The organism is Streptomyces sp. NBC_01433 (genome assembly GCF_026340105.1).
Taxonomy (GTDB): Bacteria; Actinomycetota; Actinomycetes; order Streptomycetales; family Streptomycetaceae; genus Streptomyces.
Genome location: NZ_JAPEPM010000001.1, coordinates 5,029,176 through 5,042,809, shown reverse-complemented (window position 1 = coordinate 5,042,809; position 13,634 = coordinate 5,029,176). Strand labels below are relative to the sequence as shown.

The following is a 13,634-nucleotide window of genomic DNA, read 5'->3' as shown; positions in this document are numbered from 1 at the left end:
CCGCGACCCCTCCCCGGAGACGGCCCCTCTCCCCGCCCTGCCTAGACTTACCCGCCATGAAGAGCGAGCCTGTCGTACAGGTCAAGGGCCTGGTGAAGCGGTACGGCACCAAGACCGCACTCGACGGCCTCGACCTGGCCGTCCCGGCCGGCGCGGTGACCGCGGTCCTCGGACCGAACGGCGCCGGGAAGACCACCACGATCGAAACCTGCGAGGGCTACCGGCGCCCCGACGCGGGCACCGTGCGGGTCCTCGGCCTCGACCCCGTCACCGAGGCGGAGAAGCTCCGCCCCCGGATCGGCGTCATGCTTCAGTCCGGAGGGGTCTATTCGGGTGCACGGGCCGAGGAAATGCTCCGGCACATGGCCCGACTGCACGCCCACCCCCTGGACGTCGACGCCCTGATCGAGCGCCTCGGCCTCGGCAGCTGCGGCCGGACCACCTACCGGCGGCTCTCCGGCGGCCAGCAGCAGCGCCTCTCGCTCGCCATGGCGGTCGTCGGCCGCCCCGAGCTGCTGTTCCTGGACGAGCCGACCGCGGGCCTGGACCCGCAGGCCCGCCGCTCCACCTGGGATCTCGTACGGGAGCTGCGTGCCGACGGCGTGTCGACCGTCCTGACCACCCATTTCATGGACGAGGCCGAGGCGCTGGCCGACGACGTCGCGATCATCGACGCGGGCCGGGTCATCGCCCGGGGCAGCCCGGAGCAGCTGTGCCGGGGCGGCGCCGAGAACACCCTGCGCTTCACCGGCCGCCCGGACCTGGACCTCGGCTCGCTGCTCAAGGCGCTGCCGGACGGCAGCGAGGCGGCCGAGCCGGTCCCGGGGACGTACCGCATCACCGGACGGATCGACCCGCAGCTGCTGGCCACCGTCACCTCCTGGTGCGCCCAGCACGGCGTCATGCCGGACGGCATCTCCGTGGAGCGGCACACCCTGGAGGACGTCTTCCTCGAACTGACCGGCAAGGAGCTGCGCGCATGAGCGCCGGTACGTACGCCCCCCGCCCTGGGGCCGCCCCGCTGTCCCGCATGATCGCCGCGCAGACCGCGCTGGAGACGCGGATGCTGCTGCGCAACGGCGAGCAGCTGCTGCTGACGGTGATCATCCCGGCGCTGCTGCTGGTGCTGTTCGGCGCGGTCGACATCGTGGACACCGGCTCGGGCGAGCCGGTCGACTTCCTGACGCCCGGCATCCTGGCGCTCGCGGTGATGTCGACGGCCTTCACCGGCCAGGCCATCGCCACCGGTTTCGAACGGCGCTACGGGGTGCTCAAGCGGCTCGGCGCCTCTCCCCTGCCGCGCTGGGCCCTGATGACCGCGAAGACACTGTCGGTGCTGGTCACCGAGGTGCTCCAGATCGTGCTGCTGACGGTGATCGCCTTCGCGCTGGGCTGGTCGCCGCACGGCAACCCCTTCGCCGTCCTGCTGCTCCTGGTACTGGGCACCGCGGCCTTCTCCGGGCTCGGACTGCTGATGGCCGGGACGCTGAAGGCGGAGGCGACACTCGCGGCCGCGAATCTGGTCTTCCTGCTGCTGCTGGTCGGCGGCGGGGTCATCGTGCCGCTGGACAAGTTCCCGGACGCGGTGCGGTCCGTGCTGGACCTGCTGCCGATCTCGGCGCTCTCGGGCGGGCTGCGGGACGTGCTCCAGCACGGTGCGTCCATGCCCTGGGGCGATCTCGGGATCCTGGCGGTCTGGGCGGTCCTGGGGCTGGGCGCGGCGGCGCGCTTCTTCCGCTGGGAGTGAGCGGGCGACGACATTCCGGCGATGTCCGGAGTCATCAGGAAACGACCCCACCCCTCGTGAAAACATGCACAAGCCCCGGCCTACGATGGTGCGCGTGGAAACCCCCCTCTCCTCCATCGCCAAGCGCTGGACGCCGTCCACCCAGGTGGTCCGGCGTGCCGCGCTCTCCGCGGTCGTGATGACCGTGTTCATCATCGTCACGGGCGGCGCCGTCCGGCTGACCGGCTCCGGCCTGGGCTGCGACACCTGGCCCAAGTGCACCGACGACAGCCTCTTCGCCACGCCCGAGCAGGGTCTGCACGGCGCCATCGAGTTCGGCAACCGGATGCTCACCTACGTCCTGTCGGCCGCGGTCGGCTGGGCGATCATCGCGGCGCGCTCCGTCAAGCCCCGCCGCCGCGGGCTGACACGGCTCGCCTGGTCGCAGTTCTGGCTCGTGATGGGGAACGCCGTCATCGGCGGGATCACGGTCTGGGCCGGCCTCAACCCGTGGTCCGTGGCCGGGCACTTCCTGCTGGCCAACGGCCTGCTCACCGTCGCCGTCATCACCTGGGTGCGGGTCGGCGAGGGCGACGGCCCGGCCGTCCCGCGCGCCCCGCGCCCCGTACGCAACCTGTCCTGGGCCATCGTCGCCACCACGGTCGTCCTGATCGCCCTCGGCACGACGGTCACCGGTTCCGGCAAGCACGCCGGTGACAGCAGCGACGTCCCGCGCATGCCGTGGGACTGGAACGCGGCGGCCCATGTGCACGCCATCGGCGCCTGGGTGGTCTGCGCCCTGGCCATCGCCATGTGGCTGGCCCTGCGGATGGTGGACGCGCCCGCCGACACCCGGGCACGCTCCCGTGACCTGCTGATCGTGCTGGTGGCGCAGGGCGCGATCGGCTACGTGCAGTACTTCAGCGACGTCCCCGAGGTCCTGGTCGGCATCCATATGTTCGGCTCGTCCCTGATGTGGATCGCCGTACTGCGGCTGGCGCTGAGCATGCGGGAGCGGGCTGCCGTCGTGGCCGCCCCGGTGCCGGGCCCGTCCGCCGAACGGCCGGAGACCGCGCCCACGCCCACGAGCTGAACCCGGCGGGGCCGACCCCCGGACAGCGAAACGCCGCCCCCAGCCTGCCGGGGGCGGCGTTTCGGCGTCCCTGACCCACCCGGGCGCACGCGTACGTACGGCCCGACGGGTGAACTCCGGGTCCGGAGGCCGCCCAGTCCCGAAGGCCGCCCGGCCCCGGATGCGGCACGGGCCCGGATGCCGCCCGCTGCCGGAGCGGGCGGCTCAGCGGTCGTTGGACGGGCCGCCGACCTGGATGCCGGCCATCCTCGACCACTCGTACGGGCCGGTGCGGACCTTCGCCGCGAACTCGCCGTCGAAGGACTCGTGCATCGTGATCCCGGACTTCCGCGCGGCGTTCTCCGCGACCGCGTACGACGGTGCCACGAGGTCGCCCCAGCCGCCGTCCTCGCCGACGAGGACGATGCGGGTGCCGGTCTGCCCGATGTAGGCGAGCTGCCCCTCGGCACCGCCGTGCGCCTTGGCGAAGGCGCCGATCTGCTTGGCGAGCTTCGCCGCCCTGCGCTCCGCACGGGCCGCCTGCCTGCTGTCCGCCCGCCGGGTCTCTGCCGTGTCTGCTGCCGTCTCTGCCATGCACAGGATGCTACCGACGGGTAGATCAAACGGCGACGGGCGGGGTACGTGGCCTGGGCCACGTACCCCGCCCGTGGAGGCGGGTGCCGGGTCAGCGGAGGAAGGGGTCCACCGCGACCGCGACGAAGAGGATCGACACATAGGTGATGGACCAGTGGAACAGCCGCATCTCCTTGAGCTTGCCGCCGGTCACCCCGGCCTTGGCGCGGCTCTGGAGGCCGTGCGCCTCCCAGAGCCAGAAGCCGCCGGCGAGCAGCGCCACCACCGTGTAGAACCAGCCGGTGTACCCCAGCGGGGTGAGCAGCAGCGAGACGGCGACCATCACCCAGCTGTAGAGGACGATCTGGCGGGCGACCACCTGGTTGGAGGCGACGACCGGGAGCATCGGGACGCCGACCCGCGCGTAGTCCTCCTTGACCTTCATGGACAGCGGCCAGTAGTGCGGCGGCGTCCAGAAGAACATGACGGCGAAGAGGATGACGGCGGCCCACGACATCGAGTTGGTCACCGAGGACCAGCCGATGAGGACCGGAAGGCAGCCCGCGATTCCGCCCCAGACGATGTTCTGCGAGGTACGGCGCTTCAACAGCATCGTGTAGACGACGACATAGAAGAGGAGCGCGCCGAGCGCGAGCCACGCCGAGAGCCAGTTGACGAAGAACCCGAACCAGACGGTGGAAATCACCGCGAGGGCGATTCCGAAAGCCAGGCACTCGCGTGGGCTCACCATGCCGGTGACCAGCGGACGCTGCGACGTACGGTCCATCAACGCGTCGATATCACGGTCGATGTACATGTTCAGCGCATTGGCACCGCCCGCGGAAAGATATCCGCCGGTGGTGGTAGTGAGTACGAGCCACAGGTCTGGCACACCCTGAGCCGCGAGGAACATCACCGGAACGGTGGTGATGAGCAACAGCTCGATGATCCGCGGCTTGGTAAGCGCCACGAATGCCTTGATGCGGGCCCCGAACGGGCGATGGCCCCCTGGGCTCGGAGTCAAGGCGACCCCTGCGGGTCGGGACTCGACGGCCGTCACGCACACCCCTGACAGAGAAATCCCAGCAAGCTCCGGGCGGGAAGGCCCGGTAAATACTTGCGCGAACCAGTCCACTGTAGACGTTGCGGATACGCCGTTCTTCGCGGGGGTGGGGTCGTGTTGGGGTGGCGCCGCGGTGAACGGACGCATTCCGTCGGGAGGCGAAGTCGGCGGGTCGCCCGCACCCTGGAAAGTGCCCGGAAATCGAGCGTGGTGACGGGGGTAGGCTCGACAATGCCCGGTGCGGTAACAGCCACCGGTTACAACAGTGGAGAGGAGCCCTGACTCAGGGTGAGCACCAAGCCGACCACCACAGACCTCCAGTGGACCGAATTGGACCAGCGGGCCGTGGACACTGTCCGCGTCCTCGCCGCGGACGCCGTACAGAAGGTCGGAAACGGCCACCCGGGTACGGCGATGAGCCTGGCTCCCGCCGCGTACACCCTCTTCCAGAAGGTGCTGCGGCACGACCCCGCGGACGCCGACTGGACCGGCCGCGACCGGTTCGTCCTCTCGGCCGGCCACACCAGCCTGACCCTCTACATCCAGCTCTACCTGGCCGGTTACGGCCTGGAGCTCGATGACCTGAAGGCGTTCCGCACCTGGGGTTCCAAGACGCCGGGCCACCCGGAGTACGGGCACACCACCGGTGTGGAGACGACCACCGGGCCGCTGGGCCAGGGTGTCGCCAACGCCGTGGGCATGGCCATGGCGTCGCGGTACGAGCGCGGCCTGTTCGACCCGGACGCGGCTCCCGGCACCTCCCCGTTCGACCACAACGTGTGGGTCATCGCCGGTGACGGCTGCCTCCAGGAGGGCATCTCGGCAGAGGCGTCCTCGCTGGCCGGGCACCAGAAGCTCGGCAACCTGACCATGCTGTGGGACGACAACCACATCTCCATCGAGGGCGACACGGAGACAGCGGTCTCCGAGGACACCCTCAAGCGGTACGAGGCGTACGGCTGGCACGTCCAGCGCGTCGACCAGCTGCCCAGCGGCGACCTGGACCCCCAGGGTCTGTACGACGCGCTGCTGGCGGCCAAGGCGGAGACGGAGCGCCCCTCGTTCATCGCGGCCCGTTCGATCATCGCCTGGCCCGCCCCGCACGCCCAGAACACCGAGGCCGCGCACGGCTCGGCGCTCGGCGACGACGAGGTCGCGGCCATCAAGCGGGTCCTGGGCTTCGACCCGGAGAAGACCTTCGAGGTCTCCGACGAGGTCATCGGGCACACCCGTCAGGCACTGGACCGCGGCCGTGAGGCCAAGGCCACCTGGGAGAAGTCCCTCGCCGCGTGGCGCACCGCCAATCCGGAGCGCGCCGCCGAGTTCGACCGAATCGCCGCGGGCGAGCTGCCCGAGGGCTGGGAGGAGAAGCTCCCGGTCTTCGAGGCGGGCACGAGTGTCGCCACCCGTGCCGCTTCCGGCAAGGTGCTCCAGGCGCTCGGCGGGATCATCCCCGAGCTGTGGGGCGGCTCCGCCGACCTCGCGGGCTCGAACAACACCACGATCGACAAGAACTCCTCGTTCCTCCCGGCGGGCAACCCGCTGCCGGGCGCGGACCCCTACGGCCGCACGATCCACTTCGGCATCCGCGAGCACTCCATGGCCGCCGCCATGAACGGCATCGCGCTGCACGGCAACACCCGCATCTACGGCGGCACCTTCCTGGTGTTCTCCGACTACATGCGCAACGCCGTGCGCCTGTCCGCGCTGATGCACCTGCCGGTGACCTACGTGTGGACGCACGACTCGATCGGCCTCGGCGAGGACGGCCCGACCCACCAGCCGGTGGAGCACCTGGCCGCGCTGCGCGCCATCCCGGGTCTGAACATCGTGCGCCCGGCCGACGCCAACGAGACCACGATCGCCTGGCGCGAGATCCTGCGCCGCTACACCAAGGTGTTCGGCAAGGGCGCCCCGCACGGTCTGGCGCTCACCCGGCAGGGCGTGCCGACGTACGAGGCGAACGAGGACGCGGCCAAGGGCGGCTACGTGCTCTTCGACGCCGACGGCGGCGAGCCGCAGGTCGTGCTGATCGGTACCGGCTCCGAGGTGCAGCTCGCCGTGGAGGCGCGCGAGCAGCTCCAGGCGGCCGGTGTGCCGACCCGGGTCGTCTCGATGCCGTCGGTCGAGTGGTTCGAGGAGCAGGACCAGGCGTACAAGGACAGCGTTCTGCCGCCGTCCGTTAAGGCCAGGGTCGCCGTCGAGGCGGGCATCGGTCTGACCTGGTACCGGTACGTCGGGGACGCCGGCCGGATCGTGTCGCTGGAGCACTTCGGTGCGTCGGCCGACGCGAAGGTGCTGTTCCGCGAGTTCGGCTTCACCGCCGAGCACGTGGCCGCCGCCGCGCGGGAATCTCTCGCCGCCGCCGCGCGCTGACGCCGGTATATACGACTAGTAGGAGATGCAATTCTCATGACAGACGCACTCAAGCGCCTCTCCGACGAGGGCGTGGCGATCTGGCTCGACGACCTGTCGCGCAAGCGGATCACCTCCGGCAATCTCGCCGAGCTGATCGACCAGAGCCACGTCGTGGGTGTCACGACCAACCCGTCGATCTTCCAGAAGGCGATCTCCTCGGGTGACGGTTACGAGCAGCAGCTCACCGACCTCGCCACCCGCAAGGTGACCGTCGACGAAGCCATCCGGATGATCACGACGGCGGACGTCCGTGACGCCGCCGACATCCTGCGTCCGGTCTTCGACGCGACGGACGGCCAGGACGGCCGGGTCTCCATCGAGGTGGACCCGCGGCTGGCCCACCACACCGCGCCGACCGTCGCCGAGGCCAAGCAGCTGGCCTGGCTGGTGGACCGGCCGAACACGCTCATCAAGATCCCGGCGACGAAGGCCGGTCTGCCGGCGATCACCGAGGTCATCGGCAAGGGCATCAGCGTCAATGTGACGCTGATCTTCTCGCTGGAGCGCTACCGCGAGGTCATGGACGCCTACCTGGCGGGCCTGGAGCAGGCGAAGGCCGCGGGCCTGGACCTCTCCAAGATCCACTCGGTGGCGTCGTTCTTCGTGTCCCGGGTCGACAGCGAGATCGACAAGCGGCTCGACGCGCTGGGCACCGACGAGGCCAAGGCGCTGAAGGGCAAGGCGGCGCTCGCCAACGCCCGTCTCGCCTACCAGGCGTACGAGGAGGTCTTCTCCTCGGACCGCTGGGCCGCGCTCGACAAGGGCCAGGCCAACAAGCAGCGTCCGCTGTGGGCCTCGACCGGCGTCAAGGACCCCGCGTACAAGGACACGCTGTACGTCGACGACCTGGTCGCCCCCGGCACGGTGAACACCATGCCCGAGGCCACGCTGGACGCCACGGCGGACCACGGCCAGATCATCGGCAACACCATCGCCGGCACCTACGAGCAGGCACGTGCCGAGCTCGACGCCGTCGAGAAGCTCGGGATCTCCTACGACGACGTCGTGGGGGTCCTGGAGGACGAGGGCGTCGAGAAGTTCGCGGTGTCCTGGAACGACCTGCTCACGTCCACTGAGGCAGAGCTCAAGCGCCTCGCCCCTTCGGAGGGCTGACCACCTTGTCCGGTGTTCCCGGAGCCAATCCGCTTCGTGACGCCCAGGATCGACGGCTCCCGCGTATCGCGGGGCCGTCGGGCCTGGTCATCTTTGGCGTCACGGGCGATTTGTCCCGCAAAAAGCTGATGCCCGCTGTCTACGACCTGGCCAACCGCGGCCTGCTGCCGCCGGGCTTCTCGCTCATCGGCTTCGCCCGCCGCGAGTGGCAGGACGAGGACTTCGCCCAAGAGGTCCACGACGCCGTCAAGCAGCACGCCCGTACCCCCTTCCGCGAAGAGGTCTGGCAGCAGCTCATCCAGGGGATGCGCTTCGTCCAGGGCAACTTCGACGACGACGACGCCTTCGAGACCCTGAAGGCCACCATCCAGGAACTCGACAAGGCACAGGGCACGGGCGGCAACTTCGCCTTCTACCTGTCCGTGCCGCCGAAGTTCTTCCCCAAGGTCGTCCAGCAGCTCAAGAAGCACGGGCTCGCCGACCAGAAGGAAGGCTCGTGGCGGCGTGCCGTCATCGAGAAGCCGTTCGGGCACGACCTCACCAGCGCGCAGGAGCTCAACCAGCTCGTGCACGACGTGTTCCCGCCCAACGAGGTCTTCCGGATCGACCACTACCTGGGCAAGGAGACGGTCCAGAACATCCTGGCGCTGCGTTTCGCCAACACGATGTTCGAGCCCATCTGGAACCGGTCCTACGTCGACCACGTCCAGATCACGATGGCCGAGGACATCGGCATCGGCGGCCGGGCCGGGTACTACGACGGCATCGGCGCGGCCCGTGACGTCATCCAGAACCACCTGCTCCAGCTGCTGGCGCTGACCGCGATGGAGGAGCCCGGCTCCTTCCACCCGAAGGCGCTGGTGGCCGAGAAGCTCAAGGTGCTCACGGCGGTCGAGCTGCCGGAGGACCTGGGCAAGCACACCGTGCGCGGCCAGTACGCGCACGCGTGGCAGGGCGGCGAGGAAGTCCCCGGTTACCTGGAGGAGGACGGCATCGACCCCAAGTCGACGACCGACACCTTCGCGGCGATCAAGCTCACGATCAACAACCGCCGCTGGGCGGGCGTGCCGTTCTATCTCCGTACCGGAAAGCGGCTCGGCCGCCGGGTCACCGAGATCGCGGTCGTCTTCAAGCGGGCCCCGTATCTGCCCTTCGAGTCCGGCGCGACCGAGGAGCTGGGCGGCAACGCCCTGGTCATCCGGGTCCAGCCGGACGAGGGTGTGACCGTGCGGTTCGGCTCCAAGGTGCCCGGCACCTCGATGGAGGTCCGGGACGTCACGATGGACTTCGCGTACGGCGAGTCCTTCACGGAGTCCAGCCCGGAGGCGTACGAGCGACTCCTGCTCGATGTGCTGCTCGGCGACGCCAACCTCTTTCCCCGTCACCAGGAGGTCGAGCTCTCCTGGACCATCCTCGACCCGATCGAGGAGTACTGGGACACGCACGGCAAGCCCGCGCAGTACGCGGCCGGTACCTGGGGTCCGGCCGAGGCGGACGAGATGCTCGCACGCGACGGACGGAGCTGGCGCCGGCCATGAAGATCGATCTCACGGAAACCACGTCCAGCAAGATCAACCAGGCTCTGGTGTCGGCCCGCCGGGCCATCGGCACCCCGGCCATCGGCATGGTGCTCACGCTGGTCATCGTCACCGACGAGGAGAACGCGTACGACGCGCTCAAGTCGGCGGGCGACGCCTCGCGCGAGCACCCCTCGCGCATCATCGCGGTGATCAAGCGGCTCAGCCGCTCGCCGCGCAGTCGCCGCGACGCCCGGCTGGACGCCGAGGTCCGGGTCGGTTCCGACGCGGGCACCGGCGAGACCGTCGTCCTGCGTCTGCACGGTGAACTGGCCAACCACGCCCAGTCGGTGGTCCTGCCGCTGCTGCTGCCGGACGCCCCGGTCGTGGTGTGGTGGCCCGAGGGCGCGCCCGCCGAACCGGCGAAGGACCCACTGGGTGCCCTCGCCCAGCGCCGGATCACGGACGCCTACTCCGCCGAGCGCCCGCTCGACGAGCTGGCGGTGCGTGCGGCGACGTACAACCCGGGCGACACCGATCTGGCGTGGACCCGCATCACGCCGTGGCGTTCGATGCTGGCCGCCGCGCTCGATCAGCAGCCCGCCGAGATCACCGCCGCGACGGTCGAGGGCGAGAGCGACAACCCGAGCTGCGAACTGCTCGCCATGTGGCTCGCGGACCGGCTGGGGGTCCCGGTGGAGCGCACGTTCTCCGGCGGTCCCGGTCTGACCGCGGTCCGGCTGGACACGAAGGACGGCGTCATCGTCCTGGACCGCGCCGACGGCTCGCTGGCCACGCTCTCCATGGAGGGCCAGCCGGACCGAGCGGTGGCGCTCAAGCGGCGGGAGCCCGCCGAACTGCTCGCGGAGGAGCTGCGGCGCCTCGACCCGGACAACACCTATGAGTCCGCGGTGAAGTTCGGTGTGGAGCGCCTCGCCGGTCCGTCGCAGGCGAAGACCGTCCGGGCGGCGGAGGCGGCCGCGGAACGGTCGGCGGAGCAGTCGGCCGACAACGCGCCGAAGGCCGCTGCCGCGAAGAAGGCCCCGGCCAAGAAGGCGGCGTCCAAGTGACGGTCCCCCAACTGGTCGTGCACCGCGACAAGGAGCTGATGGCTCAGGCCGCGGCTGCCCGGCTGATCACGAAGATCGTGGACGCCCAGGCGGCGCGCGGCAGCGCCTCGGTGGTGCTGACCGGCGGGCGCAACGGCAACGGCCTGCTGGCCGCACTCGCCGCGGCGCCCGCCCGGGACGCGGTCGACTGGGCACGGCTGGACCTGTGGTGGGGCGACGAGCGGTTCCTGCCCGAGGGCGACCCCGAGCGCAATGTCACGCAGGCCCGCGAGGCCCTGCTGGACTCGGTACCGCTGGACCCGGCCCGGGTGCACGCGATGCCCGCCTCGGACGGCCCGTACGGCGGTGACGCGGACGAGGCGGCCGAGGGGTACGCCGCCGAACTCGCCGCCGCGGCGGGGCCGGAGGACCACGGCCCCGTGCCGACGTTCGACGTGCTGATGCTGGGCGTCGGCCCGGACACGCATGTCGCGTCGCTCTTCCCGGAGCTGCCCGCGGTGCGGGAGACCGTGCGCACCGTCGTCGGTGTGCACGGCGCCCCGAAGCCGCCGCCGACCAGGGTCTCCCTCACGCTGCCCGCGATCCGGGCGGCGCGCGAGGTGTGGCTGCTGGCGGCGGGCGAGGACAAGGCGGAGGCCGCGGCCATCGCGCTGTCCGGTGCCGGGGAGATCCAGGCACCGGCGGCGGGGGCGTACGGACGCGCCAGGACGCTGTGGCTGCTGGACGCCCCGGCGGCCTCGCGGCTGCCGCGCGCGCTGTATCCGCCGGCCTCTTCCTGAGGGGTCGTCAGCAGTACGGTACGGAGGCCCGGTTCGCTCATGGAGCGGCCGGGCCTCCGTCATGACCCGCGCCGTGAACGGCTCGGCCCGTGGTGCACATCGGAAGCGTGGTGCCGGGCGCGTCGGACGTGGCGCGGGCGGCGGCCTTCTGGCCGACCCCGAGGGGAACAGATTCTGCGTGATCGATACGGAGCACGGCAGGTGACCGCCCTCAGACGTCCTTCGGGACGCGCTCCGGCGTTCTCGGGGCGCGCTCCGGCGCCGGGATGCGCTCCGGCGTTCTCGCGGCGTGTTCAGGGCTGCTCGGGGCGCGCTCCAGGAAGGGTTCCAGCAGGCCGGGGACGGCTTCGGCGGCGAAGGTGAGGCCCTCGCCGACGTCGGTGTCGTACGCCGTGTAGGCGCCCGCTCCGGCGGCCGTGGTGGCCGTGACGCTCAGCAGTCCGGCCCGCCGCTGGAAGTACGACTGCTTGACCGTCCAGCCGATCACCCCGGCCCGCTCCAGGGCCGCGGTGGAGCGGCGTACGGTGCCCGACCGGGTCACCAGGTACCGGCCGCCGATCGCGTGTCCGAGCGCCCGGTACGCGTCCAGCGCGAGCAGCACCGCGACGGGCGGGAACACCACCGCGCAGACGAGCGCGATCCAGAGCAGGACGGGGGTGAGCAGCGCCCCGAGCACGGCCAGGACCAGGGCGGGAGCGAGGGTCGACCAGAGCGCCCAGCCCAGTCTCCGGCGGCGGGCGGCGCGGGGGTGCCCGGTGAGCGGGACCCCGGTCGGGGTGTGTGTCTCCCGCAGCACCTCGGCGGCGACGGTGTCGGCCAGCTGCCGGGGCACGGGCGGGAGCAGGGTGTTGTGGTCGGCGTTCTTCGAGTCCTCGTCCTTGGCCATCCCGGTGGTGATCGCGTCCAGCCGGGCGGCGCCGAGCAGCCGGACGCCGAGCGGCTCCACGAGGTCCACCCCGTGCAGCCTGGCCTCCTCGACGGAGATGGACCGGGTGGTCAGCAGCCCGCGCCGGACCCGCAGGGTGCCGCCCGGCTCACGCTCCAGGCGGTAGCTCCACCACATCTCGACCCAGAGTCCGAGCGCGCCGACGGCCCCCGCGACGACGGCCGCCACGACCAGGATCACGACCGTCCAGAGCACCGGGGTGTCCCGGAAACGGTCGCCGACCCAGGCGATGACCTGACGCTGTGCCCCCACCCACTCGCTGACCTGCAGCACCGCTCCGGCCGCGGCTCCGCCGAGCATCGGGGCGACGAAGGAGACGGGGGCGTAGCGGATCCAGCGCGGGTCGAGGCTGACCAGTTCGCCCTCGCGGTGGGTGCCCGCAGGGCCGGTGGCGGTGCGTTCCAGCAGGAGCCTGCGCAGCCGTTCGCCCTCGCCGCGGGTCACCGGGTCCAGTTCCAGGGTGGATTCACCACCGGTGTGCTCCCCGGTGCCGATCCTGACCGTGACGAGGCCGAGGAGACGCAGCATCAGGTGGGCGGTGAGGTCGACGCTGCGGATGCGTTCGCGGGCCAGGGAACGCTGTTTGACGAGCAGGAGGCCGGTGTGGAGGTCGACGCGGTCGGGGCCGACGCGGTAGCGGGTGCGGCGCCAGCGGACGTAGTCACCGGCCGCCGCGCAGCCGATCAGCAGGACGCCTCCGGCCAGCACCCACAGCGCGGCCGGTCCCGTCCCGAGCCGGCCGGAGAGACCGACGGTGGTCGGTACGGCCGCGCCCGCCACGACGCCCGCCGTGACGAGCGCGGTGACCAGCACCGTACGGGGATGCAGGTGGCGCCAGTCGTCCACCGCGCTCATGTGGCGTCGCCGGGGGTGTCCCGGGTGATCCGGGTCAGCCGCTCGGCCAGCTCCGCCGCCACCTCGTGGTCCAGGCCCTCGATCTTCACCGCGCCCTTGGCCGACGCGGTGGTGACGGTGACCGTGGCGAGCCGGAAGAGCTGTTCCAGCGGACCGCGCACGGTGTCCACGGTCTGGATCCGGGACATCGGCGCGATCCGCCACTCCTGCCGGAAGACGCCGGTGCGGACGTACACCGCGTCCTCGGTGACCTCCCACCGGTGCGTACGGAACCACCACAGGGGGAGGAGGACGGCACAGGCCGATCCGGCCGCCGCCAGCACCGCGGCGGGCAGCAGCAGCCAGAGACGGGCGGGCTCGACGAGCGCGCCCAGCACACCGAGCACCACGACCGGCAACGCGGTCAGCAGCGCCCACTGGGCCCGCCACCAGCCGACGGCCCGCCCGTCCAGTCGGTTGTTCGGCGGCCGGAGCCGTACCGTCCCCTCCCCCTGCGGCATCG

At 71.2% G+C, this 13,634-nt stretch carries 12 protein-coding genes; 8 read left to right on the top strand and 4 right to left on the bottom strand.

Annotated elements, in window-relative coordinates:
- The first annotated feature begins 56 nt into the window (after positions 1-56).
- The 3 genes from OG413_RS22655 to OG413_RS22645 all read left to right on the top strand — a co-directional run bounded on the left by OG413_RS22655 (position 57) and on the right by OG413_RS22645 (position 2,819).
- A complete protein-coding gene (locus OG413_RS22655; RefSeq protein ID WP_266808228.1) occupies positions 57-983 on the top strand; it encodes an ABC transporter ATP-binding protein in 927 nt (308 codons plus the stop codon).
- Complete coding sequence (locus OG413_RS22650; protein ID WP_266808227.1) at positions 980-1,747, top strand: ABC transporter permease; 768 nt, start codon at positions 980-982, stop codon at positions 1,745-1,747. Before OG413_RS22655 ends, OG413_RS22650 begins: the two co-directional genes overlap by 4 nt.
- A gap of 85 nt (positions 1,748-1,832) precedes the next feature.
- Complete coding sequence (locus OG413_RS22645) at positions 1,833-2,819, top strand: heme A synthase (protein WP_266810303.1); 987 nt, start codon at positions 1,833-1,835, stop codon at positions 2,817-2,819.
- A gap of 204 nt (positions 2,820-3,023) precedes the next feature.
- Here OG413_RS22645 and OG413_RS22640 read toward each other — a convergent pair whose 3' ends face one another.
- On the bottom strand, positions 3,024-3,392 hold the full coding sequence (locus OG413_RS22640; RefSeq protein WP_266808226.1) for a hypothetical protein: 369 nt from the start codon (positions 3,390-3,392) through the stop codon (positions 3,024-3,026).
- 91 nt (positions 3,393-3,483) lie between these two features.
- Positions 3,484-4,437 (bottom strand): heme o synthase, encoded by a 954-nt coding sequence (locus tag OG413_RS22635; protein WP_266808225.1) that lies wholly within the window; start codon positions 4,435-4,437, stop codon positions 3,484-3,486.
- Between the two features lie 285 nt (positions 4,438-4,722).
- Here OG413_RS22635 and tkt point away from each other — a divergent pair, with 285 nt between their 5' ends.
- From tkt to pgl, 5 genes are read left to right on the top strand one after another with little or no spacing between them, the layout of a single operon-like run.
- Positions 4,723-6,810, top strand: coding sequence for a transketolase (tkt, locus tag OG413_RS22630; protein ID WP_266808223.1), 2,088 nt, complete (start codon positions 4,723-4,725; stop codon positions 6,808-6,810).
- Between the two features lie 36 nt (positions 6,811-6,846).
- Entirely contained in the window at positions 6,847-7,965 is a 1,119-nt protein-coding gene (tal, locus tag OG413_RS22625) for a transaldolase (RefSeq protein ID WP_073720284.1), read from the top strand.
- Between the two features lie 5 nt (positions 7,966-7,970).
- Positions 7,971-9,503, top strand: a complete 1,533-nt coding sequence (gene zwf, locus OG413_RS22620; RefSeq protein WP_266808221.1) for a glucose-6-phosphate dehydrogenase — start codon at positions 7,971-7,973, stop codon at positions 9,501-9,503.
- A complete protein-coding gene (gene opcA / locus OG413_RS22615) occupies positions 9,500-10,552 on the top strand; it encodes a glucose-6-phosphate dehydrogenase assembly protein OpcA (RefSeq protein WP_266808219.1) in 1,053 nt (350 codons plus the stop codon). Before zwf ends, opcA begins: the two co-directional genes overlap by 4 nt.
- Entirely contained in the window at positions 10,549-11,331 is a 783-nt protein-coding gene (gene pgl / locus OG413_RS22610) for a 6-phosphogluconolactonase (RefSeq protein ID WP_266808217.1), read from the top strand. The genes opcA and pgl overlap by 4 nt, the downstream gene beginning before the upstream one ends.
- A 211-nt stretch (positions 11,332-11,542) precedes the next feature.
- Here pgl and OG413_RS22605 read toward each other — a convergent pair whose 3' ends face one another.
- Positions 11,543-13,132 (bottom strand): PH domain-containing protein, encoded by a 1,590-nt coding sequence (locus OG413_RS22605; RefSeq protein WP_266808215.1) that lies wholly within the window; start codon positions 13,130-13,132, stop codon positions 11,543-11,545.
- Positions 13,129-13,632, bottom strand: a complete 504-nt coding sequence (locus tag OG413_RS22600; protein ID WP_266808214.1) for a PH domain-containing protein — start codon at positions 13,630-13,632, stop codon at positions 13,129-13,131. The genes OG413_RS22605 and OG413_RS22600 overlap by 4 nt, the downstream gene beginning before the upstream one ends.
- Positions 13,633-13,634: the final 2 nt, after the last annotated feature.

Coding starts and splice junctions, on each gene's coding strand:
- OG413_RS22655 (WP_266808228.1), top strand. CDS start 57: ATGAAGAGCGAGCCTGTCGTACAGGTCAAGGGCCTGGTGAAGCGGTAC.
- OG413_RS22650 (WP_266808227.1), top strand. CDS start 980: ATGAGCGCCGGTACGTACGCCCCCCGCCCTGGGGCCGCCCCGCTGTCC.
- OG413_RS22645 (WP_266810303.1), top strand. CDS start 1,833: ATGGTGCGCGTGGAAACCCCCCTCTCCTCCATCGCCAAGCGCTGGACG.
- OG413_RS22640 (WP_266808226.1), bottom strand. CDS start 3,392: ATGGCAGAGACGGCAGCAGACACGGCAGAGACCCGGCGGGCGGACAGC.
- tal (WP_073720284.1), top strand. CDS start 6,847: ATGACAGACGCACTCAAGCGCCTCTCCGACGAGGGCGTGGCGATCTGG.
- opcA (WP_266808219.1), top strand. CDS start 9,500: ATGAAGATCGATCTCACGGAAACCACGTCCAGCAAGATCAACCAGGCT.
- OG413_RS22605 (WP_266808215.1), bottom strand. CDS start 13,132: ATGAGCGCGGTGGACGACTGGCGCCACCTGCATCCCCGTACGGTGCTG.
- OG413_RS22600 (WP_266808214.1), bottom strand. CDS start 13,632: ATGCCGCAGGGGGAGGGGACGGTACGGCTCCGGCCGCCGAACAACCGA.